The 17,738-nt window shown below is 48.9% G+C and carries 17 protein-coding genes; 3 read left to right on the top strand and 14 right to left on the bottom strand.

Annotated elements, in window-relative coordinates:
• Nucleotides 1-22: 22 nt before the first annotated feature.
• The 7 genes from BLS03_RS11000 to BLS03_RS10970 all read right to left on the bottom strand — a co-directional run bounded on the left by BLS03_RS11000 (nt 23) and on the right by BLS03_RS10970 (nt 7,975).
• Nucleotides 23-688, bottom strand: a complete 666-nt coding sequence (locus BLS03_RS11000; RefSeq protein WP_093273534.1) for a sarcosine oxidase subunit gamma — start codon at nt 686-688, stop codon at nt 23-25.
• The gene (locus BLS03_RS10995) at nt 681-3,698 is read right to left on the bottom strand and encodes a sarcosine oxidase subunit alpha (protein ID WP_093273532.1); all 3,018 of its coding nucleotides are present in this window, start codon (nt 3,696-3,698) and stop codon (nt 681-683) included. The genes BLS03_RS11000 and BLS03_RS10995 overlap by 8 nt, the downstream gene beginning before the upstream one ends.
• Before the next feature lie 29 nt (nt 3,699-3,727).
• Nucleotides 3,728-4,012, bottom strand: coding sequence for a sarcosine oxidase subunit delta (locus BLS03_RS10990; RefSeq protein ID WP_093273529.1), 285 nt, complete (start codon nt 4,010-4,012; stop codon nt 3,728-3,730).
• 12 nt (nt 4,013-4,024) lie between these two features.
• The gene (locus BLS03_RS10985) at nt 4,025-5,278 is read right to left on the bottom strand and encodes a sarcosine oxidase subunit beta family protein (protein ID WP_093273526.1); all 1,254 of its coding nucleotides are present in this window, start codon (nt 5,276-5,278) and stop codon (nt 4,025-4,027) included.
• Nucleotides 5,279-5,424: 146 nt separating this feature from the next.
• Nucleotides 5,425-6,687 carry a serine hydroxymethyltransferase gene (gene glyA / locus BLS03_RS10980; protein WP_093273523.1) on the bottom strand — a complete coding sequence of 421 codons (1,263 nt, stop codon included), beginning with the start codon at nt 6,685-6,687 and terminating at the stop codon, nt 5,425-5,427.
• Nucleotides 6,688-7,041: 354 nt separating this feature from the next.
• Nucleotides 7,042-7,443, bottom strand: a complete 402-nt coding sequence (locus BLS03_RS10975) for a DUF1360 domain-containing protein (protein ID WP_245696662.1) — start codon at nt 7,441-7,443, stop codon at nt 7,042-7,044.
• A gap of 103 nt (nt 7,444-7,546) precedes the next feature.
• Nucleotides 7,547-7,975, bottom strand: a complete 429-nt coding sequence (locus BLS03_RS10970) for an Rrf2 family transcriptional regulator (RefSeq protein WP_093273521.1) — start codon at nt 7,973-7,975, stop codon at nt 7,547-7,549.
• A 259-nt stretch (nt 7,976-8,234) separates the two neighbouring features.
• Between BLS03_RS10970 and BLS03_RS10965 the strand changes: the two genes are divergently transcribed.
• Complete coding sequence (locus BLS03_RS10965; protein WP_093273518.1) at nt 8,235-9,497, top strand: glycosyl hydrolase; 1,263 nt, start codon at nt 8,235-8,237, stop codon at nt 9,495-9,497.
• A 341-nt stretch (nt 9,498-9,838) separates the two neighbouring features.
• Nucleotides 9,839-10,345 (top strand): L,D-transpeptidase family protein, encoded by a 507-nt coding sequence (locus BLS03_RS10960; RefSeq protein ID WP_425445110.1) that lies wholly within the window; start codon nt 9,839-9,841, stop codon nt 10,343-10,345.
• Between the two features lie 18 nt (nt 10,346-10,363).
• On the opposite strand, the gene yddG is transcribed toward BLS03_RS10960, so the two are convergent.
• The 6 genes from yddG to BLS03_RS10930 all read right to left on the bottom strand — a co-directional run bounded on the left by yddG (nt 10,364) and on the right by BLS03_RS10930 (nt 14,699).
• The gene (yddG, locus tag BLS03_RS10955) at nt 10,364-11,290 is read right to left on the bottom strand and encodes an aromatic amino acid DMT transporter YddG (RefSeq protein WP_093273515.1); all 927 of its coding nucleotides are present in this window, start codon (nt 11,288-11,290) and stop codon (nt 10,364-10,366) included.
• 105 nt (nt 11,291-11,395) lie between these two features.
• Nucleotides 11,396-12,070: a tripartite tricarboxylate transporter TctB family protein gene (locus tag BLS03_RS10950; RefSeq protein ID WP_093273513.1), complete on the bottom strand. Its 675-nt coding sequence runs from the start codon at nt 12,068-12,070 to the stop codon at nt 11,396-11,398.
• A gap of 72 nt (nt 12,071-12,142) precedes the next feature.
• On the bottom strand, nt 12,143-12,541 hold the full coding sequence (locus BLS03_RS10945; RefSeq protein ID WP_093273511.1) for an OsmC family protein: 399 nt from the start codon (nt 12,539-12,541) through the stop codon (nt 12,143-12,145).
• Between the two features lie 30 nt (nt 12,542-12,571).
• Nucleotides 12,572-13,564 (bottom strand): Gfo/Idh/MocA family protein, encoded by a 993-nt coding sequence (locus BLS03_RS10940; protein WP_093273508.1) that lies wholly within the window; start codon nt 13,562-13,564, stop codon nt 12,572-12,574.
• A gap of 3 nt (nt 13,565-13,567) precedes the next feature.
• Nucleotides 13,568-14,182: a LysE family translocator gene (locus BLS03_RS10935; RefSeq protein ID WP_093273506.1), complete on the bottom strand. Its 615-nt coding sequence runs from the start codon at nt 14,180-14,182 to the stop codon at nt 13,568-13,570.
• Between the two features lie 67 nt (nt 14,183-14,249).
• Nucleotides 14,250-14,699: an Lrp/AsnC family transcriptional regulator gene (locus BLS03_RS10930; RefSeq protein WP_093273503.1), complete on the bottom strand. Its 450-nt coding sequence runs from the start codon at nt 14,697-14,699 to the stop codon at nt 14,250-14,252.
• A 254-nt stretch (nt 14,700-14,953) separates the two neighbouring features.
• On the opposite strand from BLS03_RS10930, the gene yjeH reads away from it, so the two are divergent.
• Complete coding sequence (gene yjeH / locus BLS03_RS10925) at nt 14,954-16,261, top strand: L-methionine/branched-chain amino acid transporter (protein ID WP_093273500.1); 1,308 nt, start codon at nt 14,954-14,956, stop codon at nt 16,259-16,261.
• Between the two features lie 5 nt (nt 16,262-16,266).
• Here the strand turns inward: yjeH and pdxR are convergent, their stop codons facing one another.
• On the bottom strand, nt 16,267-17,712 hold the full coding sequence (gene pdxR / locus BLS03_RS10920) for a MocR-like pyridoxine biosynthesis transcription factor PdxR (protein WP_093273498.1): 1,446 nt from the start codon (nt 17,710-17,712) through the stop codon (nt 16,267-16,269).
• Nucleotides 17,713-17,738: the final 26 nt, after the last annotated feature.

Raw genomic sequence — 17,738 nt, 5'->3', positions numbered from 1 at the left:
CACGTGGTGAGCGAACCGCCTTTTACAGCTCGATATTCAGGCCGTATTCAAGGCTGGCATCTTGCAGCCACAACCAGATGTAGTCAGCAAAGCTGCGCCTCACCACCAGTTCAAAGCGATCGGCGTCAACGCGGCGAATGGTCGCATTGCTCTTTGCAAACACGCTCGACACCACTTTCCCCACCGCAAATTCCTTGGGATGAAAATCGATTGGCGTCGATTTTTTAAGCACATCGATGGCATTAGGCCCAGACAGTTCGATGATGGTGTTACCGCCGCTACTGTTGACCAGAGAGTAATGCCCAGGCATCACCTCGCGCAGCTTACTCTCGACATCAAAAGCAGCCAGCCCAGGTGTGGTAATCAGCCACTCATCCGGCGTTAACCAACGAATCGCGAATTCGCCATGCTCAGCACTACTAAGCGGATCGGTCGGCAATTCTAAGCCCAGCGCCCGTTTAACCGCTTGGCACTGCTTTTTATCACTGCCATTGCAGCGCAGCACCAAATGACCCAGCAGCTTATTTTCTTTAAGCACTACGCCCGCACTGGCCTGATTGGCTTTTGCAAGCCCGACCAAATCGGCGTGATGCAAAGGAGATTGCGCCTGAATTTCACCGTTGGGAACTTGATTCATCAAGTCGACTAACTGAGTTTTTTGCTCGTCAAGCATTTGGGTATCAGACATTTTGACGCTCTCCTTGTGGATCAAAAAATACCGGACTACAAATTTCTGCTTCAATCACAGTGCCATCCACTTGCGGATAGAAGATTTTCTCGCCCATTCGCTCATGACCGCCTTTAATAAAGCCCATCGCGATGCTGCGACCTAGGTTGGCGCTCCAATAGCTTGAAGTGACATGTCCAACCATAGGCACCGGAATTGGCGCATTAGGGTCCATCACCCCTTGCGAACCCTCTGGTAGCACCACACTTGGGTCGACGGTTTTGAGACCGACCAGTTGCTTGCGCCCTTCACGAGCACAATCTTCCAGCGCCATTCCGCGTTTGCCGATAAAGCTAAACGGTTTGTTGTTACCCACGCACCAAGACATACCCAAATCGTAAGGGTGAACGGAACCATCGGTATCTTGGCCGGTGATAATAAAGCCTTTCTCAGCGCGCAAAATGTGCATGGTTTCGGTGCCGTATGGCGTGATGTCATATTTGGCGCCATGTTCGATAAGTTTTTCCCAAACATGCATGCCGTAGTTGGCTTGCACGTTGATTTCAAACGATAACTCACCGGTAAATGAGATCCGGAAAATACGCGCAGGCACTCCTGCAACGGTGGCTTGTTTCCAGTCCATAAAGCGGAAATTTTCTTTACTCAAATCGCAATCCGTCAGCTCAGCAAGCAATTTACGACTGTTCGGTCCTGAGATGGTTGCCGTCGCCCAGTGATCGGTGACGGTATTAAAGTAAACTTCAAGTTCTGGCCATTCGGTTTGATGGTAAAGCTCAAGCCACTCTAGAACATGGGCTGCGCCGCCTGTGGTGGTGGTCATCAGAAAATGGTTCTCACCCAAACAAGAAGTGACACCATCGTCAAACACCATACCGCCTTCGCCGCACATTAAACCGTAGCGACATTTACCCACGCCGAGTTTTGCCCACGCATTGGTGTAAATTCGGCCAATAAATTCGCGCGCGTCTTTGCCTTGAATGTCGATTTTACCAAGGGTTGAGGCATCTAAAATCCCAACCGATTGACGCACAGCCTGACACTCACGGTTTAAGCTTTGCTGCATCGATTCGCCCGCTTTCGGGTAATACCAAGGGCGTTTCCACTGGCCGACATCTTCAAATTTGGCGCCGTTTTTCAAATGCCATTCGTGCATCGCGGTATAACGAATCGGGTCAAACAGTTCATTACAGTTACGTCCGACAATCGCGCCAAACGTGACCGGTGTATAGTTGGGGCGAAAAATCGTCGTGCCAGTTTCGGGAATGGTTTGCCCTAGCGCTGCGGCAGTAATCGCCATCCCGTTGATGTTGCCAAGCTTACCTTGGTCAGTACCAAAACCCATCGCGGTATAACGCTTAACATGTTCAATGGATTCAAACCCTTCGCGGCATGCCAGTTCAATCCCAGCAGCGGTGACATCGTTTTGAAAATCAACAAATTGTTTGGGCGCTTTTGAGGTTGAAAGCGGATGAGGAATGTGGAACAGCGCCATCGGTTTAGCCTGATCAAAATCGGCAAGCTTAGGCAACACCACTTCAACTTTGCTAAGACCGAGCGATTCAATTGCGCTTAGCCCCGCAGCGACGCCTTGCGATAGCGCATCCAACGTGGTGTATTTACCAGTGATCGCCCCTGCAATCAGCTGGTTTTGACGTGAAGCGCCTGGGACAAAACCAATCGCCTCGTCATCCCAAACTGGGCGAGAGCCAGTGTGGCAAGAGAGGTGCACTGTTGGGCTCCAACCACCAGACGTTGCGACGGTATCGGCGTCAAGTTCATAAGGCTTGCCGATCGCGCGGCTGCCCAGCGCATCGATTTTCGCCACTTTCACCGCTTTAACGCGTTTGCTGCCTTTGACTTCAATGATCGCCGAGCCAGTGATGACGTTAATCCCTTCGGCTTTGGCTTGCTCAATCACTAAGCTGCTTGGCGCGTTGCGCGTATCAATCACCGCCGCAACAGGTTTGCCGCTGCGATGCCAATCTAGCGCGGTTTGGTAACCGCCATCGTTGGTGGTCATTACCACCAATTTCTTGCCTGGAACCACAGCATAACGGTTAATGTAAGTGGAAACGGCGCTGCACAGCATATTGCCTGGTACATCGTTGTTGCCGTACACCAATGGGCGTTCAATCGCACCAGTTGCCAGTACCACCCATTTAGCGCGCACGCGGTGCAAACGCTGGCGAGCAACGTTTTTTGGCGCACGATCGCTCAAGTGATCGCTGCAGCGCTGATGAATGGTTAAAAAGTTATGATCGTGATAACCATTGACGGTTGAGCGTGGCAGTAGCATCACATCATCATATTGGGACAATTCAGCCACTACTTCAGCGACCCACTCGGTCGCCGGTTTGCCATCAAAACATTCACGGCTTGAGAGTAAGCTGCCGCCAAATTCGTTTTGTTCATCGGCTATCATCACTCGAGCGCCTGCGCGCGCCGCCACCAAGGCAGCTGTCAGGCCAGCAGGGCCTGCACCAACAATCAGCACATCACAATGTTGATTGACGGTTTCGTAGCGGTCCGGGTCAAATTCCAGAGGTGAACGACCAAGGCCTGCGGCTTTACGAATGTAGGTTTCATAAGTTTCCCACATCGATTTTGGGTACATAAACGTTTTGTAGTAAAAACCCGGAGGCATCATTGAGCCGCCGACTTTGCCGAGCAGCCCCATCAAATCTTTGTCGACATTTGGCCAACCATTGGTCGACTCACACACTAAACCGTTATACAGCTCTTGCTGAGTGGCACGTACATTGGGGATTTGTGTCGCCTCGGTCGCGCCAAGCTGCATGATCGCATTCGGCTCTTCGGCCCCTGCGCCAATGATGCCGCGCGGACGGCTATATTTGAAACTGCGGCCAATCACATCAACGCCGTTAGCGAGCAGCGCGGACGCCAATGTGTCGCCTTGGTAGCCTTGATATTGCTGACCGTTGTAATGAAAACTGACTGGCTGAGAGCGATCAATACGACCTTCTTTAGATAGCCGATTTAACTGTGCCATCGTGCACTCCTTGCGTTATTCTGCCACTTCTATTCGGCAACCACAGAAGGTTGCTCGCCAATTTTGTAAACTTCTTTAATTTCGTAGGTTTGCGTATCGCGAGTCATATTGAAAAATTTGCGACAGCCCGCCGAATGCACCCACATTTCATGATGTAAGCCGCGCGGATTAGAGCGAAAATACATGTATTTACCCCACTCCTCATCGCTGCACCCATCTGGGTCGGCTGGCCTTGCGATGTGCGCTTGGCCTTTAGGACTAAACTCTTCTTCTTCGCGGAATTCGCCGCAGTGCGGACAGTAAATTAACAGCATCCCAAACCTTCCTTAGTGTGCAACCGCCGAAGCGCCGTGTTCATCAATCAAAGCGCCATTGTTAAATCGATACATGGAAAATGGTTTCGCCAACTCATGCATTTCTCCCGCCGCCAAACTGGCCGCAAACACGTTGCCAGACCCCGGCGTGGCTTTAAAACCGCCCGTACCCCAACCGCAGTTGAAGAACAGGTTCTTAACTGGCGTGGTGGTCATGATTGGACACGCATCTTCAGTGGTATCAACGATGCCACCCCACTGGCGATTCATGCGTACTCGGCTGAAAATTGGGAACATTTCTAGAATCGCTTGCATGGTGTGTTCGATGGTGGAATACGAACCGCGCTGGCCGTAACCGTTGTAACCATCAATACCGGCGCCGATCACCAAGTCGCCCTTATCCGACTGACTGACGTAACCGTGAACGTGGTTTGACATCACCACAGTATCGATGATGGGTTTAATCGGCTCTGATACCAACGCTTGTAACGGGTGCGATTCGAGCGGCATTTCAAAACCGGCCATTTTCGCTACCACGCCAGAGTTACCCGCCACCACACAGCCGACACGCTCAGCCAAAATGTTGCCGTAACGGTTGGTTTTTACCCCTTTAATTACGCCACCCTCAATGATGAGATCGGTCACTTCGGTTTGTTGAATCAAATCCACACCTAAGCTATCGGCGCCGCGGGCAAAGCCCCACGCCACGGCATCGTGACGTGCCGTCCCTGCATTTGGCTGCCAAGAGGCACCCAATATCGGGTAGCGGCGATTTGGTGAACAGTCCAAATGCGGCACCAACTCTTGAACTTGTTTGGTATCGAGAACTTCACCTTGAATGCCGTTTAATCGGTTAGCTGCAACACGGCGCTCGATATCACGCATGTCTTGCAGGGTATGACCGACATTCAAACAGCCGCGACGCGAAAACATCACGTTGTAGTTAAGTTCCTGAGACAAGGTGTCCCAAAGCTTGAGCGAATGTTCAAACAGGTGCGCCGCTTCATCCCACAGATAATTTGAGCGCACAATGGTGGTGTTACGCGCAGTGTTACCGCCGCCTAGATAGCCTTTTTCGATCACCGCGACATTTTTGATGCCGTGCTCTTTAGCCAGATAGTACGCGGTCGACAAACCGTGGCCACCGCCACCGATGATGATCACATCGTACTGTTTTTTCGGGGTGGGATTGCGCCACACGCTTTGCCAGTTTTCGTGGTGAGTTAACGAGTGCTTGAATAAGCCAAAACCTGAGTAATGCTGCATAGTCCTATTCCTTGGGGTCACATCAAAACGCCGCTCGCGTTTGATAACATATCTTTATTGGCGTCCATGGCTGCCAGCCTTCTGATTTACTGACGCTCAGTGTGCTGGCTTAGCTGTGGGTTGATTTAACAATTCGCGAATCTCAATTAGCGATAGGCTGGAAAATCGCGGCACAGTTCAGCCACTTTTTCCCCCACCTGCTCAATCATGTTGTCTAACGCGCTTGAATCACTTAAAACGTCGAGAATATCGGCAATCCAGCCCGCTAAACTCTGACACTCTTCAACGCCAAAGCCGCGCGTGGTGACCACTGGCGAGCCAATACGCAACCCAGAGGTGACAAACGGTGATTGAGGGTCGCCCGGTACGGCATTTTTGTTGACGGTAATATGCGCGCGGCCAAGGGCAGCGTCGGCATCTTTACCGGTCAAGCCTTGCTTAATTAAGCTGAGTAAAAACAAATGGTTATCTGTACCACCCGACACGACATCATAGCCGCGCTGAATAAACACTTGCGCCATCGCTTGGGCGTTTTTCACCACTTGTTGTTGGTATTGAGTAAATTCTGGCTCTGCCGCTTCTTTAAACGCGACCGCTTTCGCCGCAATCACGTGCATCAAAGGGCCACCTTGGCCTGCTGGGAACACCGCTGAGTTAAGCTTTTTCTCAAGCTCATTGGTCAGCGATAAAATCAAGCCACCACGAGGACCGCGCAGCGTTTTGTGCGTTGTGGTGGTCACCACGTCAGCGTAAGGCACAGGGTTTGGATAGACACCCGCGGCAACCAGGCCCGCAACGTGCGCCATATCGACAAACAGATACGCATCGACCTTGTCAGCAATTTCACGAAATTTCGCCCAATCGACCACGCGTGAGTACGCAGAAAAACCGGCAACAATCATTTTAGGTTTGTGCTCAAGCGCTAACGCTTCAACCTGTGCATAATCGATTTCGCCTGTCGCTTCGTCTAAGCCATATTGCACCGCATTGTATAGCTTGCCAGAAAAGCTGACGTGAGCGCCGTGGGTCAAGTGTCCGCCGTGCGCAAGGCTCATGCCTAAAATAGTATCGCCCGGTTCACACAGCGCCATATATACCGCGGCGTTAGCTTGCGAGCCCGAATGAGGCTGCACGTTGGCGTATTCCGCGCAAAACAGTTTTTTGGCGCGTTCAATGGCCAGCGTTTCGACTTCGTCAACGTATTCACAGCCGCCGTAATAGCGCTTGCCCGGATAACCTTCAGCGTATTTATTGGTCAGCATGGTGCCTTGCGCTTGCATCACACGTGGGCTGGTGTAGTTTTCTGACGCGATAAGTTCAATATGCGACTCTTGGCGCTGCTCTTCTTGGGCGATCGCCGCCCAAAGAACATCGTCATAGTCTGCGATGCGCTGGTCCTTGCTAAACATCTTCTCTCCTTGCTATCACCTTATAAGTGGTGACTGGTCTCTTGACTGGCTGATCATTCGCGCATGGGCTTGAATTTCCCATTACGAACGCGTGATACCTTTTCGGTCTCAGCCGTGATCGCTGAGTCGATCACAACATGGAGCCATGGTAATCAGTTCACCAAATGGCCCCTTGCCTGAAAATGCCTTTGACATGTCCGATAACGACACTCTGAAATGACGTAATCGGATAAGTTTGATTGAGGAGATAAAACGTCGCACTGGTTAGCAGTGACATAAAATCACGACGTGAAAAAGCCGATGGCAAAACCATCGGCTTAGAGGTTAAAACTTGCGAGCTTGCTTCCAGAAAAACTACTGCTGAGCGAGGATGTCTTTGGCCTCTTTTTCTTTGAGCTTTTTCCCCATTGCGGTGATAAACACTTTAAACATCAAGCCACTAAAATAGCTGCTCAAGGTAATGGCAAAAAATGCAGAGACAACCCAATCCACCACAGGATAAGCACTCACGATCACGCGCGGCTGATACAGCGCGACTCCGAGGATCACCACCCAATGACTTAAGCAGTAGAAACAACGAAACAGATAACCAATCATGTGGCCGCACTTATCAGCGAGAGTTCGCAGCGGCACAAATAGCTCAGTTTGAGTGATGGTAATTGAGATACTCGACGCTGCGATAGCAAGCACTAGACACACCCAAAAACCTTGAATGCCAGTCGAGACTAAAATTTCATACATTTGGTGTTTACCCATTAAGTAACTTTTGAAGTTACAATAATGGATACACAAACAGAGATCAATCTTTGGTTTAAAAATGATGGATATCAGTGATAAAAACTAACCTGAGCCACCAAATTTAATAAGCAGCGTAACGCTCGATAAAATCTTCGCTCAGCTCAGATAGTGTGATTTCAGAAAAGCGTTTTAGCAGTAAGGCTTCAGAGGCTTGCAGCGCTTCTCGAATCGCCGCATTCACCGCCTTTTCAACCACACAGTCAGGATTGTTGTTATCAAAACCAATACAAAATACCGTTGGCTTTCCGACGGCTTGGTAGATGTCGAGTAGCGTGACTGTGTTAAGGTCGCAAGCGATTTGCCACCCACCTTTTTGACCACGCACCGACGCCAAATATCCTGCCTCACGAAGCCCTGCCATGGTTCGCCGTATTACCGCCGAGTTGGTACCGAGCATTTTGGCAAAATGCTCCGAATTCATCGGTTTATCTTCGCGCGCCATATGCAAAATAATGTGTAATACGCGTGATAATCGGCTATCTATTCTCATGTCAAACTCTACATCTGTGGTTTTAGTGCGTCGATACTACTCAAAGCGAACGCGACAGCAAACCGGTATTAGCAAAAACGCTTTTCGCGCTGTACAAAATTTGGCGAATTTGTCTAGGGGTTGTCTGTCAGCTTGAGAAATACATTCAGCAACATTATACCGCTGACAGATCACTAACAATACGTTAACACCCACAAAAATGCGCTTCTTATAGTTCCCACACCACCGAAATTCCGTGGCGAATCATAAAGGAAACACAATGAAAAGAAGACCATTAACATTAAAAGCGATCGGATTGCTTACCTGTCTGAGCTTCACATTTGTCGCAAAGGCCGAAACCACACAAATTTCCGCCAAACGCGGGCTTGGCTATTCACTCACACAAACCGACGATGTGAGTTTAATGAAAAATCACATTGCCTGGTGGTACAACTGGACAGAAACACCTAACACCAATGTGGCTTACTCAACCGAACAAAATGCGGTGGAATATGTGCCGATGGCTTGGGGAAGCGATTTTGACCAATCCGCAATGCGCAGTTATCTCGCCGCTCATAATGAGATCAAATACATTCTGGCGTTTAATGAGCCCAATTTTGCCGACCAAGCCAACTTAACACCACAAGAAGCGGCGGATAATTGGTATAAAATTGAAGCCATCGCCGATGAGTTCAATTTAAAAATTGTCGCGCCAGCAATGAACTACAGCCCAGGAGATGTAGATATTCCCGATACCGATAATGACGGCAGCCCTTTTGAATATTTAGACGCCTTTTTTGCTGCTTGTACTGATTGTCGAGTCGATTATCTCGCTGTACACGCCTATATGGGGAATGTCTCCAGTGTCGAATCTTATTTAAATCAGTTTTATGAGCGTTACCAATTACCTGTTTGGCTCACCGAGTTTAATTTGTCGACTGGCAACAGTGATGAAACGCTTGAAGATCAAATGGACTTTCTCGCCGAGTTGACCCGCTGGTTCGAAGCACAAGATTATATCTACCGCTACGCCTGGTTTATTGGCCGCACCGATGATGGCGCAGACAGTTACCCTTATGTCGATATTCTTGATGACGTTGGGCAGTGGTCGAAACTCGGCGCCTTGTACTCAGGCATTCCAAGCCAAGATTATTATCAGCCTATCCCTGCTCGCATCGAAGCAGAACATGCATTGGCCATAACAGGCTTTCATCACCGCGCAACGAGCGCCAACGAAGAACCAGTGGTACAACTGTTTTCCAATCAAGATGATGAACAAAATGGCACGATGACCTTTCAGCTCTATTCAAGCAGCGACACGACTTATAACTGGACACTCAATTACGCCAGCGCCTCCGATTCGACTATCTCACTGCAAATAGACGATAACAGTGCCCAAACCATCACTCTTCCTAGTACTTACAATATTTATGTATGGAGCCAAATCGACAGCGCATTAAGCATTCCATCGGGTAATCATACCCTGACGATTAGCGTCCTCAGCGGCAAACCGGGCTTTGATTGGATGCAGTTTAGTCAATAATTCATAATCCAATTCAAGCCATGCACCACTTGAATTTAGCCCCTTTTCAACCGCTGTGAATGCAGCTAAACAGCAGTGTCCGCCAGCGTGAAAAGGGGTTGATTGCACAACTCATCATCAAAACGGAAACAACGGCGCGCTTTAGGTCAATAGTTTCTTGGCGTTGCATTTACCAATGTTATGTTTTGTGAATTTTAGGTCTTTCCTTACGGAATCAAGCTCAAAAACTGGCAATTTCCCATTAATCCTAATGGCTAAATCTTTTACAATTTGGCGGATTGTTTATGCTTAACGCAGAGAGTTAGGTGGCTCCACCTTATGAGGAAGTTTTGATGGTTATGATTCGATTGTTTTTGTTGGTTGCGATACTTACTTCGCCCTTGAGTCATGCCACATTGCTGACTGAATCGAGTGCTCACCACCGAGTGGTTGATTTAGTCAAAGTCGACAAGTCCAAGCGCCGCATGTATCTGCTGGAAAACAATCACATCATAAAGTCCTATCGTATCGCCCTTGGCAAATATCCAAAGGGCCATAAACAGCGTGAAGGCGATCAACGAACGCCTGAAGGTCGCTACTATTTAGGTACGGTTTCAAACGACTCAGCATTCTATCGCTCGATGCATGTCTCGTATCCTAATCAGCGTGATATTGCAGCGGCCCATCAACTCAATGTTGACCCAGGCGGTAACATTAAAATTCATGGTTTAAAAAACGACGAAACCCTCTCCGCGAGCTATATCCAAAGTTTTGACTGGACGAACGGCTGCATCGCCCTGACCAATACCGAAATGGATGAGTTTCTGACTCTGGTAAAGCCGGGCACGCCGATTGATATTGAGTGGTAATTGGCGCTAATACATGCGCTAAACCTGATGTTCAGCCATTGCCGCCAAAGTTTGTTGGTTAGGTTTGACGTCTCGCGTTACCCACCAACACAGTAGCGAGCCGACCGTCACCATCACCACGCCCTGCCAGAAACTAACACTTAAACTGATTCCGAGCAGAAATGCAGAAAACAGCGCCGAAAGGATTGGCGTAAAATACGACAGCGTCGCAAGAAGCAGCATATTTCCCCCCATCAAGGCTTTATTCCACAGCGCATATCCGCCAGCCATCGCGCCACCAGCGAGTATCAGCCACATCACACTGCCTGGATTAAGATTGATCGTTGGTTGCTCGGTCAACGCAAACTGCAGCCATAAACCACACGAAGTTAAAGCAAAGAAGTAGCTAACGGCATTGTTACCATCGGCGAATCGCTTGGTCACGTTGCAATACAGAGCCCATAACAGCGCACCAAACAGCGCCAAACTGTAGCTCAGTGGATTGGTTTGAACATGCTCGATAAGCGCGGGCAAGGTGAGCTGAGTGTCCCCAGTAATAGACCAAGCCACACCGGTGAAAGTCAGCAGTACACACAGATAAAGCCAAGCGCTGGGCTTTTGGGCACTACCCAGCACCGCGATAAGGATAGTTAGCGCCGGCCAAAGATAATTGATCACCATCATTTCAACCGCTTGATGGCGAGAATTTGCCCAGCCCAATGCCAGAGACAAGCAAATTTCGTAGCTGGCAAACAGCAACCCGCCCACCAGTAGATAAGGTTTAGACAAACTAGAAAATGCAGGGGTTTTACCCGTGAATAGCAGCATGATAGTCGCGACGGTATAAATCGATGCGGCGCCGCCGACTGGGCCAAAATGTTCCGCAACCACACGCACCAACGCGACGACCGTACTCCAAAGCGCGATCGCGCCCACCCCATACCAAGTATATTGATGACGTTTCAATACAACACCGTCTTATTATTGATTTGAATAGCCCACAACATGCGCTTGTGATGACGGAGAGTCAAGCCTGTACTAGCATTTTTCTCTAGCTGAAGAACACAAACACTAAAACCATGCTGATATCTCAGCAATTAGCCCATTAAGATCGCGAAGCCCGCGTTCGCTCACTGTCCAGATTAACGCGGCGAAATGAACACCAATAATCAGCGCCACCAACAGGCGATAGAAAAAGCTGCGACTTGGCAAAGAAAATAGCGCCGTGCACACACTTAAACCAATCCATCCACCAAATAGACTAATAAATATCAACGCTGGGTCACTGGTGAGCGGTTGCTGCTTTGCGTATGCGCGGCGATCTAAGGTAGCGACTACAACACTTGCAAGGTTGATGACACCCAGTCCCCACCCTATTACTCGCGGATACTGATACTGGTAGAGCGCAAAGCCAAGCGCGGTGACAAAAACCAACGCGGCAAACAGTGACAGCGGCGTAGACTGTAAACGCTCAATCTGAGTCGCATGATGATTGCCGTGACGGTCTTGGCTAAGCGTAAAGCGTACCACCGCATCCTTACTCGGTTGTGAAGTGATATTTTTAAGCGCATCGAACTCGAATTTAATCCGCTGAGTGCTATTTTCGAGCGTGATATAGCCATAACCTTGGCTTTGATACCACTGCGTAATTTTGCCTTTGTATGCCATGTTTGACTTTTCATGCCATAAAGTGGCAGCGAACAAATGAATCGCGTCTTCGCCGCCACCATTACCTACTACAAGCATAGAAAGGATTACCAAAATAGAAAAAGCCGAGCAATTCGCTCGGCTTTTTGCACTCAAATGGCAAGCATAGAACTAAACCACTGACCAACTGTGCGTCATGGTGACGCCTTTACCCAGCATTAAACACACTGAGCAGTATTTCTCAAGCGAGTTGGCCGTTACTTCAGCGATCACTCTTTCGTCTAAATCGCTGCCGCTGATTTCAAAATGGATATTGATGGCGGTAAAGAGTCGCGGCGCCGTCTCGCGGCGTTCAGTCGTCAGTTTCGCCACACAACCGGTGACATTTTGCTGAGCGGATTTCAACCCATCAACCACATCCACCGAGCTGCAACCGCCTGCGGCCATCAACACCATTTCCATTGGGCTAGGCGCGCTGGCGCCGCCACTGCCATCCATTACAATCGAGTGACCCGATTGGGATTGGCCAAGGAATTTAAAATCTTCGACCCATTTCACTTCTGCTTTCATCGATGTCTCTCTTGGTTATTTTGCTATTGCTTAACTGTTGCTATCGGTTGGGAATTTTACCCCAGTCTGGCGACGAATTTCTGCTAATAATTTGGCAACCAACATTGAGCGCTGTTTGCATGCTTCATCAAGAGTATTAGCTGTGATTTGATCGGCAAACACATTCGCTTCATCAAACATAGGGTTGTCGTGCTGCGCAACACTTAAATCCTGCGCTTGCCCACCGCGAGGAATTTTGACCACTTTGCTTGCCACAGAAATCATCTCAACTTGCAGAGCACCCTCTTCGCCCTGAATTTCGCTGGCTAAATAAGAATCGCTGATTTTCGAGTGAGTAAGTACCACATCAAAACCGTGATAGCGCATTAACACGCTGCCATTACCATCCACGCCGGAATCCAACAAATGCGCTGTCGCTTGCAGTGATTGTGGCTCGCCAAATAGCTCCACCGCAGATGCCAAACAGTAATAACCGATGTCCATGATTGACCCATTGCTAAACGCAGGATTGAACGTATTGGGGTTTTCGCCGTTTAAATACTTTTGATAGCGCGACGAATATTGGCAATAGCTGATGAACGCTTTACGAATCTCGCCAATCGAGCCGAGCTGCGATTTCAACACTTTAAAGTTTGGCCGATGCGGCGACATAAACGCTTCGAACAGCACTTTTTGGTTATCTTGTGCGGCTTGATACATTTGCTGAGCTAACTCTAAGCTCGACGTGAGTGGCTTTTCACACGCAACATGTTTACCCGCGTTTAACAATGCAATGGTCTGCGGCGCATGCAATACGTTGGGGCTGGCAACGTACACGGCATCAAAAACATCACTGTTGGCAAACTGGTCAAAATCATCAAATAACGCGATATTCGGTGAATATTGGCGGGCAAATTCGCCAGCACGTTTGAGCTCTCGCGAGTAAACCGCACTCAATTCAAAGCGCTCTGTCGCCAGTGCCGCACCGATAAATTGGTCGGTAATCCAGTTGGTGCCGATGACGGCCAATCTAATTACTGTCATGAGTTATACCGTTAACATCACCCGCAGAGCGAGAAGAATAAGAACCAAACCGGACATTCGGTCAATCACCACTGCGCGGCGACGGATTCTTTCCAACACTCGTGGGCTTGAAAGAAACAAAGTGATCAAAGTGTACCATAAGCCATCAACGATAAACGGCGTCAGTACGATAACCGATTTACTCTCCCAGCTGTGTCCTACCGCAACAAATTGGCTAAATAACGCGATAAAGAACAGCGCAATCTTGGGGCTGAGCAAAGAGATCATAAAGCCTTCTTTCGCCGACTGCGCGACGCTTACCGATTGTCCTGATTCAAGCTTTGCTGCCACACCACCTTTGGAGCGCAGCGCATTGTAACCAAGGTAAAAGAGATAGGCGGCACCCGCTAAACTGATGGTTTTGAATAGCATCGGCGATTGCTTAAGAACCACCGCCAAGCCGATAATGGTAATAAAGGCATAGATGCCAATACCAAATGCATGTGCCCAAGCGGTAGCAAGACCGTTAGAGCGCCCACCAGCTAGACTGTGCTTGGCCACCATTGCCAAACTAGGCCCTGGCGACATTGCGCCAAGTAAGCACACCATAAATAAAGATAACCAAATGCTAACCGTCATATTTTTCTCCTTAACAACGCGGTCAATGTAGCGCACTCAAGTTATGATTCAAAATCAAAATGCATCGCTAACATCCTGATATATCGAAAAACTCGGTGAGTATGGTATGAGTGGTGAGGTGTTTCAGTTCGGGAATACTGTACAGCGCTTCATGAAGTTCGCTCATTTTCGCCATACTCGGTACTTCAACATACAACATCATATCTGTTTCACCACTGATCGCGCGGCAGCTTTTGACGCCATCAAGCTGGTAAATAAATTGCGCGTGAGATTCGCAGCGTTGTAGCGAGTTTGAGGTGTCAAACTTAAGTGCCAGATACGCGCAGATCATTTCGGGCTTTTGCTGATCTCGGGCCAAAGTGGCATGATAACCAAGAATTTGCCCATCGCTCTCTAAACGCTTGATTCTCGCCGTCACCGCAGAGCGCGACAAATTGACGTCACGCGCAATATCGCTCACCGAGCGGCGAGCGTTAAACTTCAAAATATCAAGAATCAGATTGTCGAATTTGTCCATGGCTAACTTTATGATTGCGCGCGATTTATTGATGCAGGTAATGTGACATAAAACGCCATACCTGCCTAGCACTGCGCCTTGATAAGCCGCGATTTTTGCGTTGTCAGCCCGTTTATATCAAGCAAAACGATCACTTTGCTTGAATCGGCGCTAATTACCGTCAATTTGACATGCAGCTACGTCACTTTGCACTCTGCCCAAAACCCATCATTTCCGGTAATCTTTGACCTAACAATACTTATAAAAAATTATCTATGTCTCAGCTTAAACAAGAAATCACCTTAATATCCGGAATCGGTCAGTTGTCGACCACACTGATGGGTACAGGCTTATTTATGATACCGGCCATTGCTGCGGGTATCGCCGCTCAGTTATCGCTTTGGGCGTGGCTGTTTTTATTTATTGCGATCTGTCCGATTGCGTTAACCTTTGCGCAATTAGGTAAACGCTACCCAAATGCCGGCGGCACTGCTTTTTTCGTGCGCAAAGCGTTCAACCCACGCATGGAACGTGCGGTCGCTTGGTTGTTCGTCAGCGTGATTCCAGTGGGTGTTCCTGCCGCCATCGCCCTAGCCGCCAGTTTTCTGGTACAGCTGATGCCTAGTGGCCTAGACAATCCGTTATTGTGTCAAGTCATCACCATTGCTCTGCTGATGATTGTCAATCTTGCGGGGGCCAAATCATCTGGGCGATTACAAACGCTGATTGCATTAGCCATTTTTGCTTTGATTGGTGCATTTTTATGGCAGGGTGACATTAGCGCCCGCGACCTTGCGATGCCACCGTTGAACTCAGACAGTATTTGGCCTATTGGCGCGGCGCTGGCAGTGATGTTTTGGTGCTTCGTTGGCATTGAAGCATTCGCGCATATGGGGGAAGAGTTCAAAAATCCGCGCCGTGATTTTCCAATCGCGATAGTGGTGGGCTGCTTTGTTGCCGGTTTAACTTATTGGTTTTGCTCAGCGGTGATTTTGAAGTTTGGCGCTTATGGCAACGCAACCTTTGATAGCGGCGCCATACCTTGGCTGAGCGAGAAACTGTTTGGTAGCCGCGCATCACTGGTGATAAGCCTACTCGGATTCTCTGCCTGTTTTGCCAGCGTGAACTTATATACTCAGAGCTTGGCACGGATGATCTGGTCACAAGCACGTGAATATAGGCCAAGCGGCGCGATGGCAAAATTATCTCAGCGTGGGGTTCCCGCGAATGCAACCTATGTGATTGGCGCCACTTTGCTGATTTCCTGCGCGGTGGCTCAATTAAGCAGCCTCGACCTAGAATTCTTTTTAAAATTGGCCAACAGCATTTTCGTATTGGTTTACTTGCTTGCCATGCTGGCGGCGACCAAATTGCTGCGTGGTATTCAGCGCTTTTTGGCGCTCATAGCGCTCGCTCTCTGCGTGGGTGTGTTTGTGTGTCTTGGTTGGTCAATGCTCTACGCACTAACCATCTTTATCGTTCTATTAGTGCCTTGGCAAACGTTATTTACTAAGCGCGGCAAGCACTCGAATTCGCAACAGCCACAGCCGTCATCGAACTTTGAAAACCGTTCGACAAGCTAAACACATTAAGTTCGGTGCTGATAAAAAATCTTTGCCAATTGAGCCATCAACGGCTCAATTTGGCTTAGTGCAGCATTACCAAATCCTAATACCACGCCGTGCCAATCTCTCGCTGGGGCTAAGCTCGATTCATAATAGCTCAAAGGCCTTAACACAATATTTTGCTTGGCTGCCAACTCAACCCAAGTGCGCTCATCTATGCCCTGCTGCCACTTTAAGGTGATGTGCAGCCCTGCCGCTTGGCTAATCACATCGATATCATCACCAAATTCATGCTTAATCGCGGCTAACATGGCTTGATGTTTGTGTTTATAAAGACGGCGCATTTTACGCACATGACGCAAGAACTCACCTTCAACAATAAAGTCACTGAGCGCGGCCTGAGTATGAGTGGGAGAATCGCCGCTTAGAATATTTTTAAGTGCCAAGCAGGGCTCGATAAGCGACTCTGGTACCACCATGTAACCAAGGCGTAAACCATTAAACAGTGTTTTACTAAACGAACCGACATAAATCACACGCTCATCCAGTCCGATATTGGCCGCCAGACCTTGCAAACTGGTATAGGGCCGATGAGCGAACTGAAACTCACTGTCATAATCGTCTTCGATGATCCAACTGCCTCGCTGCTTTGCCCATTCGATTAACTCAAGGCGCTGCTCTGTATTGAGGGTGGTGCCCATCGGATATTGATTGCTCGGCGTAATATACAGCGCTTTAGCATCACTATTGAAAACGCGCTGAATATCAAACCCTTGCCCTGCGATAACCTCTACAGGTTCAAGCTGATAGCCTAAAATCTCTATGACTTTGGTCATCTGCGCATAACCGGGCTGCTCCATCAACACTTTATCTTGGCGCTCAAGGGTTGCCAGCAGCGCGATGCTCAAAGCTTGCTGAGCGCCGGATGTGATCACTATTCGCCGCGGGTCACAGCGAACCGAACGACTGCTCGACAGGTAGTCACTCAGTGTTTCTCGCAGCGGCAAATAGCCTTGCCGAGATTGATTACCCAACAATGAACTGCGTGATGAATGAAGGGTAATAAAACGCTGCCACTTAGCATTAGGAAATTGCTCTAAATCTGGAACGCCAGGTGAAAATGCGCCGTTTAGTGGCGCTGTTTTTACCGCTCTATTTAACAATTTGGGCGCCACTTTCGCGTCAATAAACCGCTCAGGTAAGGTAACCGCCACATAATAGCCCGCACCTCGCCTGCTTTCGACATACCCTTCAGCCACCAATTGCTCGTAAGCGCTGATAACCGTATTGCGACTAAGATCCATCTCTTCTGCCAGTGCACGAGTTGAGGGTAACTGCGCTCTATTTCGCCACATTCCAGACACTATCTTGGTACGTATCGCCTCAAACAACTGGGCGTGTTTAGGGCTTTTATCACCACACAACACCAGATCGCCAACATCCACCGAAGCCAAATTGGATCCTTTAATTATTCATAATTGGTACTCAATAACGT

Source organism: Vibrio xiamenensis, from assembly GCF_900100015.1.
Classification (GTDB): domain Bacteria; phylum Pseudomonadota; class Gammaproteobacteria; order Enterobacterales; family Vibrionaceae; genus Vibrio; species Vibrio xiamenensis.
The sequence above is the reverse complement of the archived record's forward strand: the minus strand, read 5'-3'. Positions and strand labels throughout refer to the sequence as shown.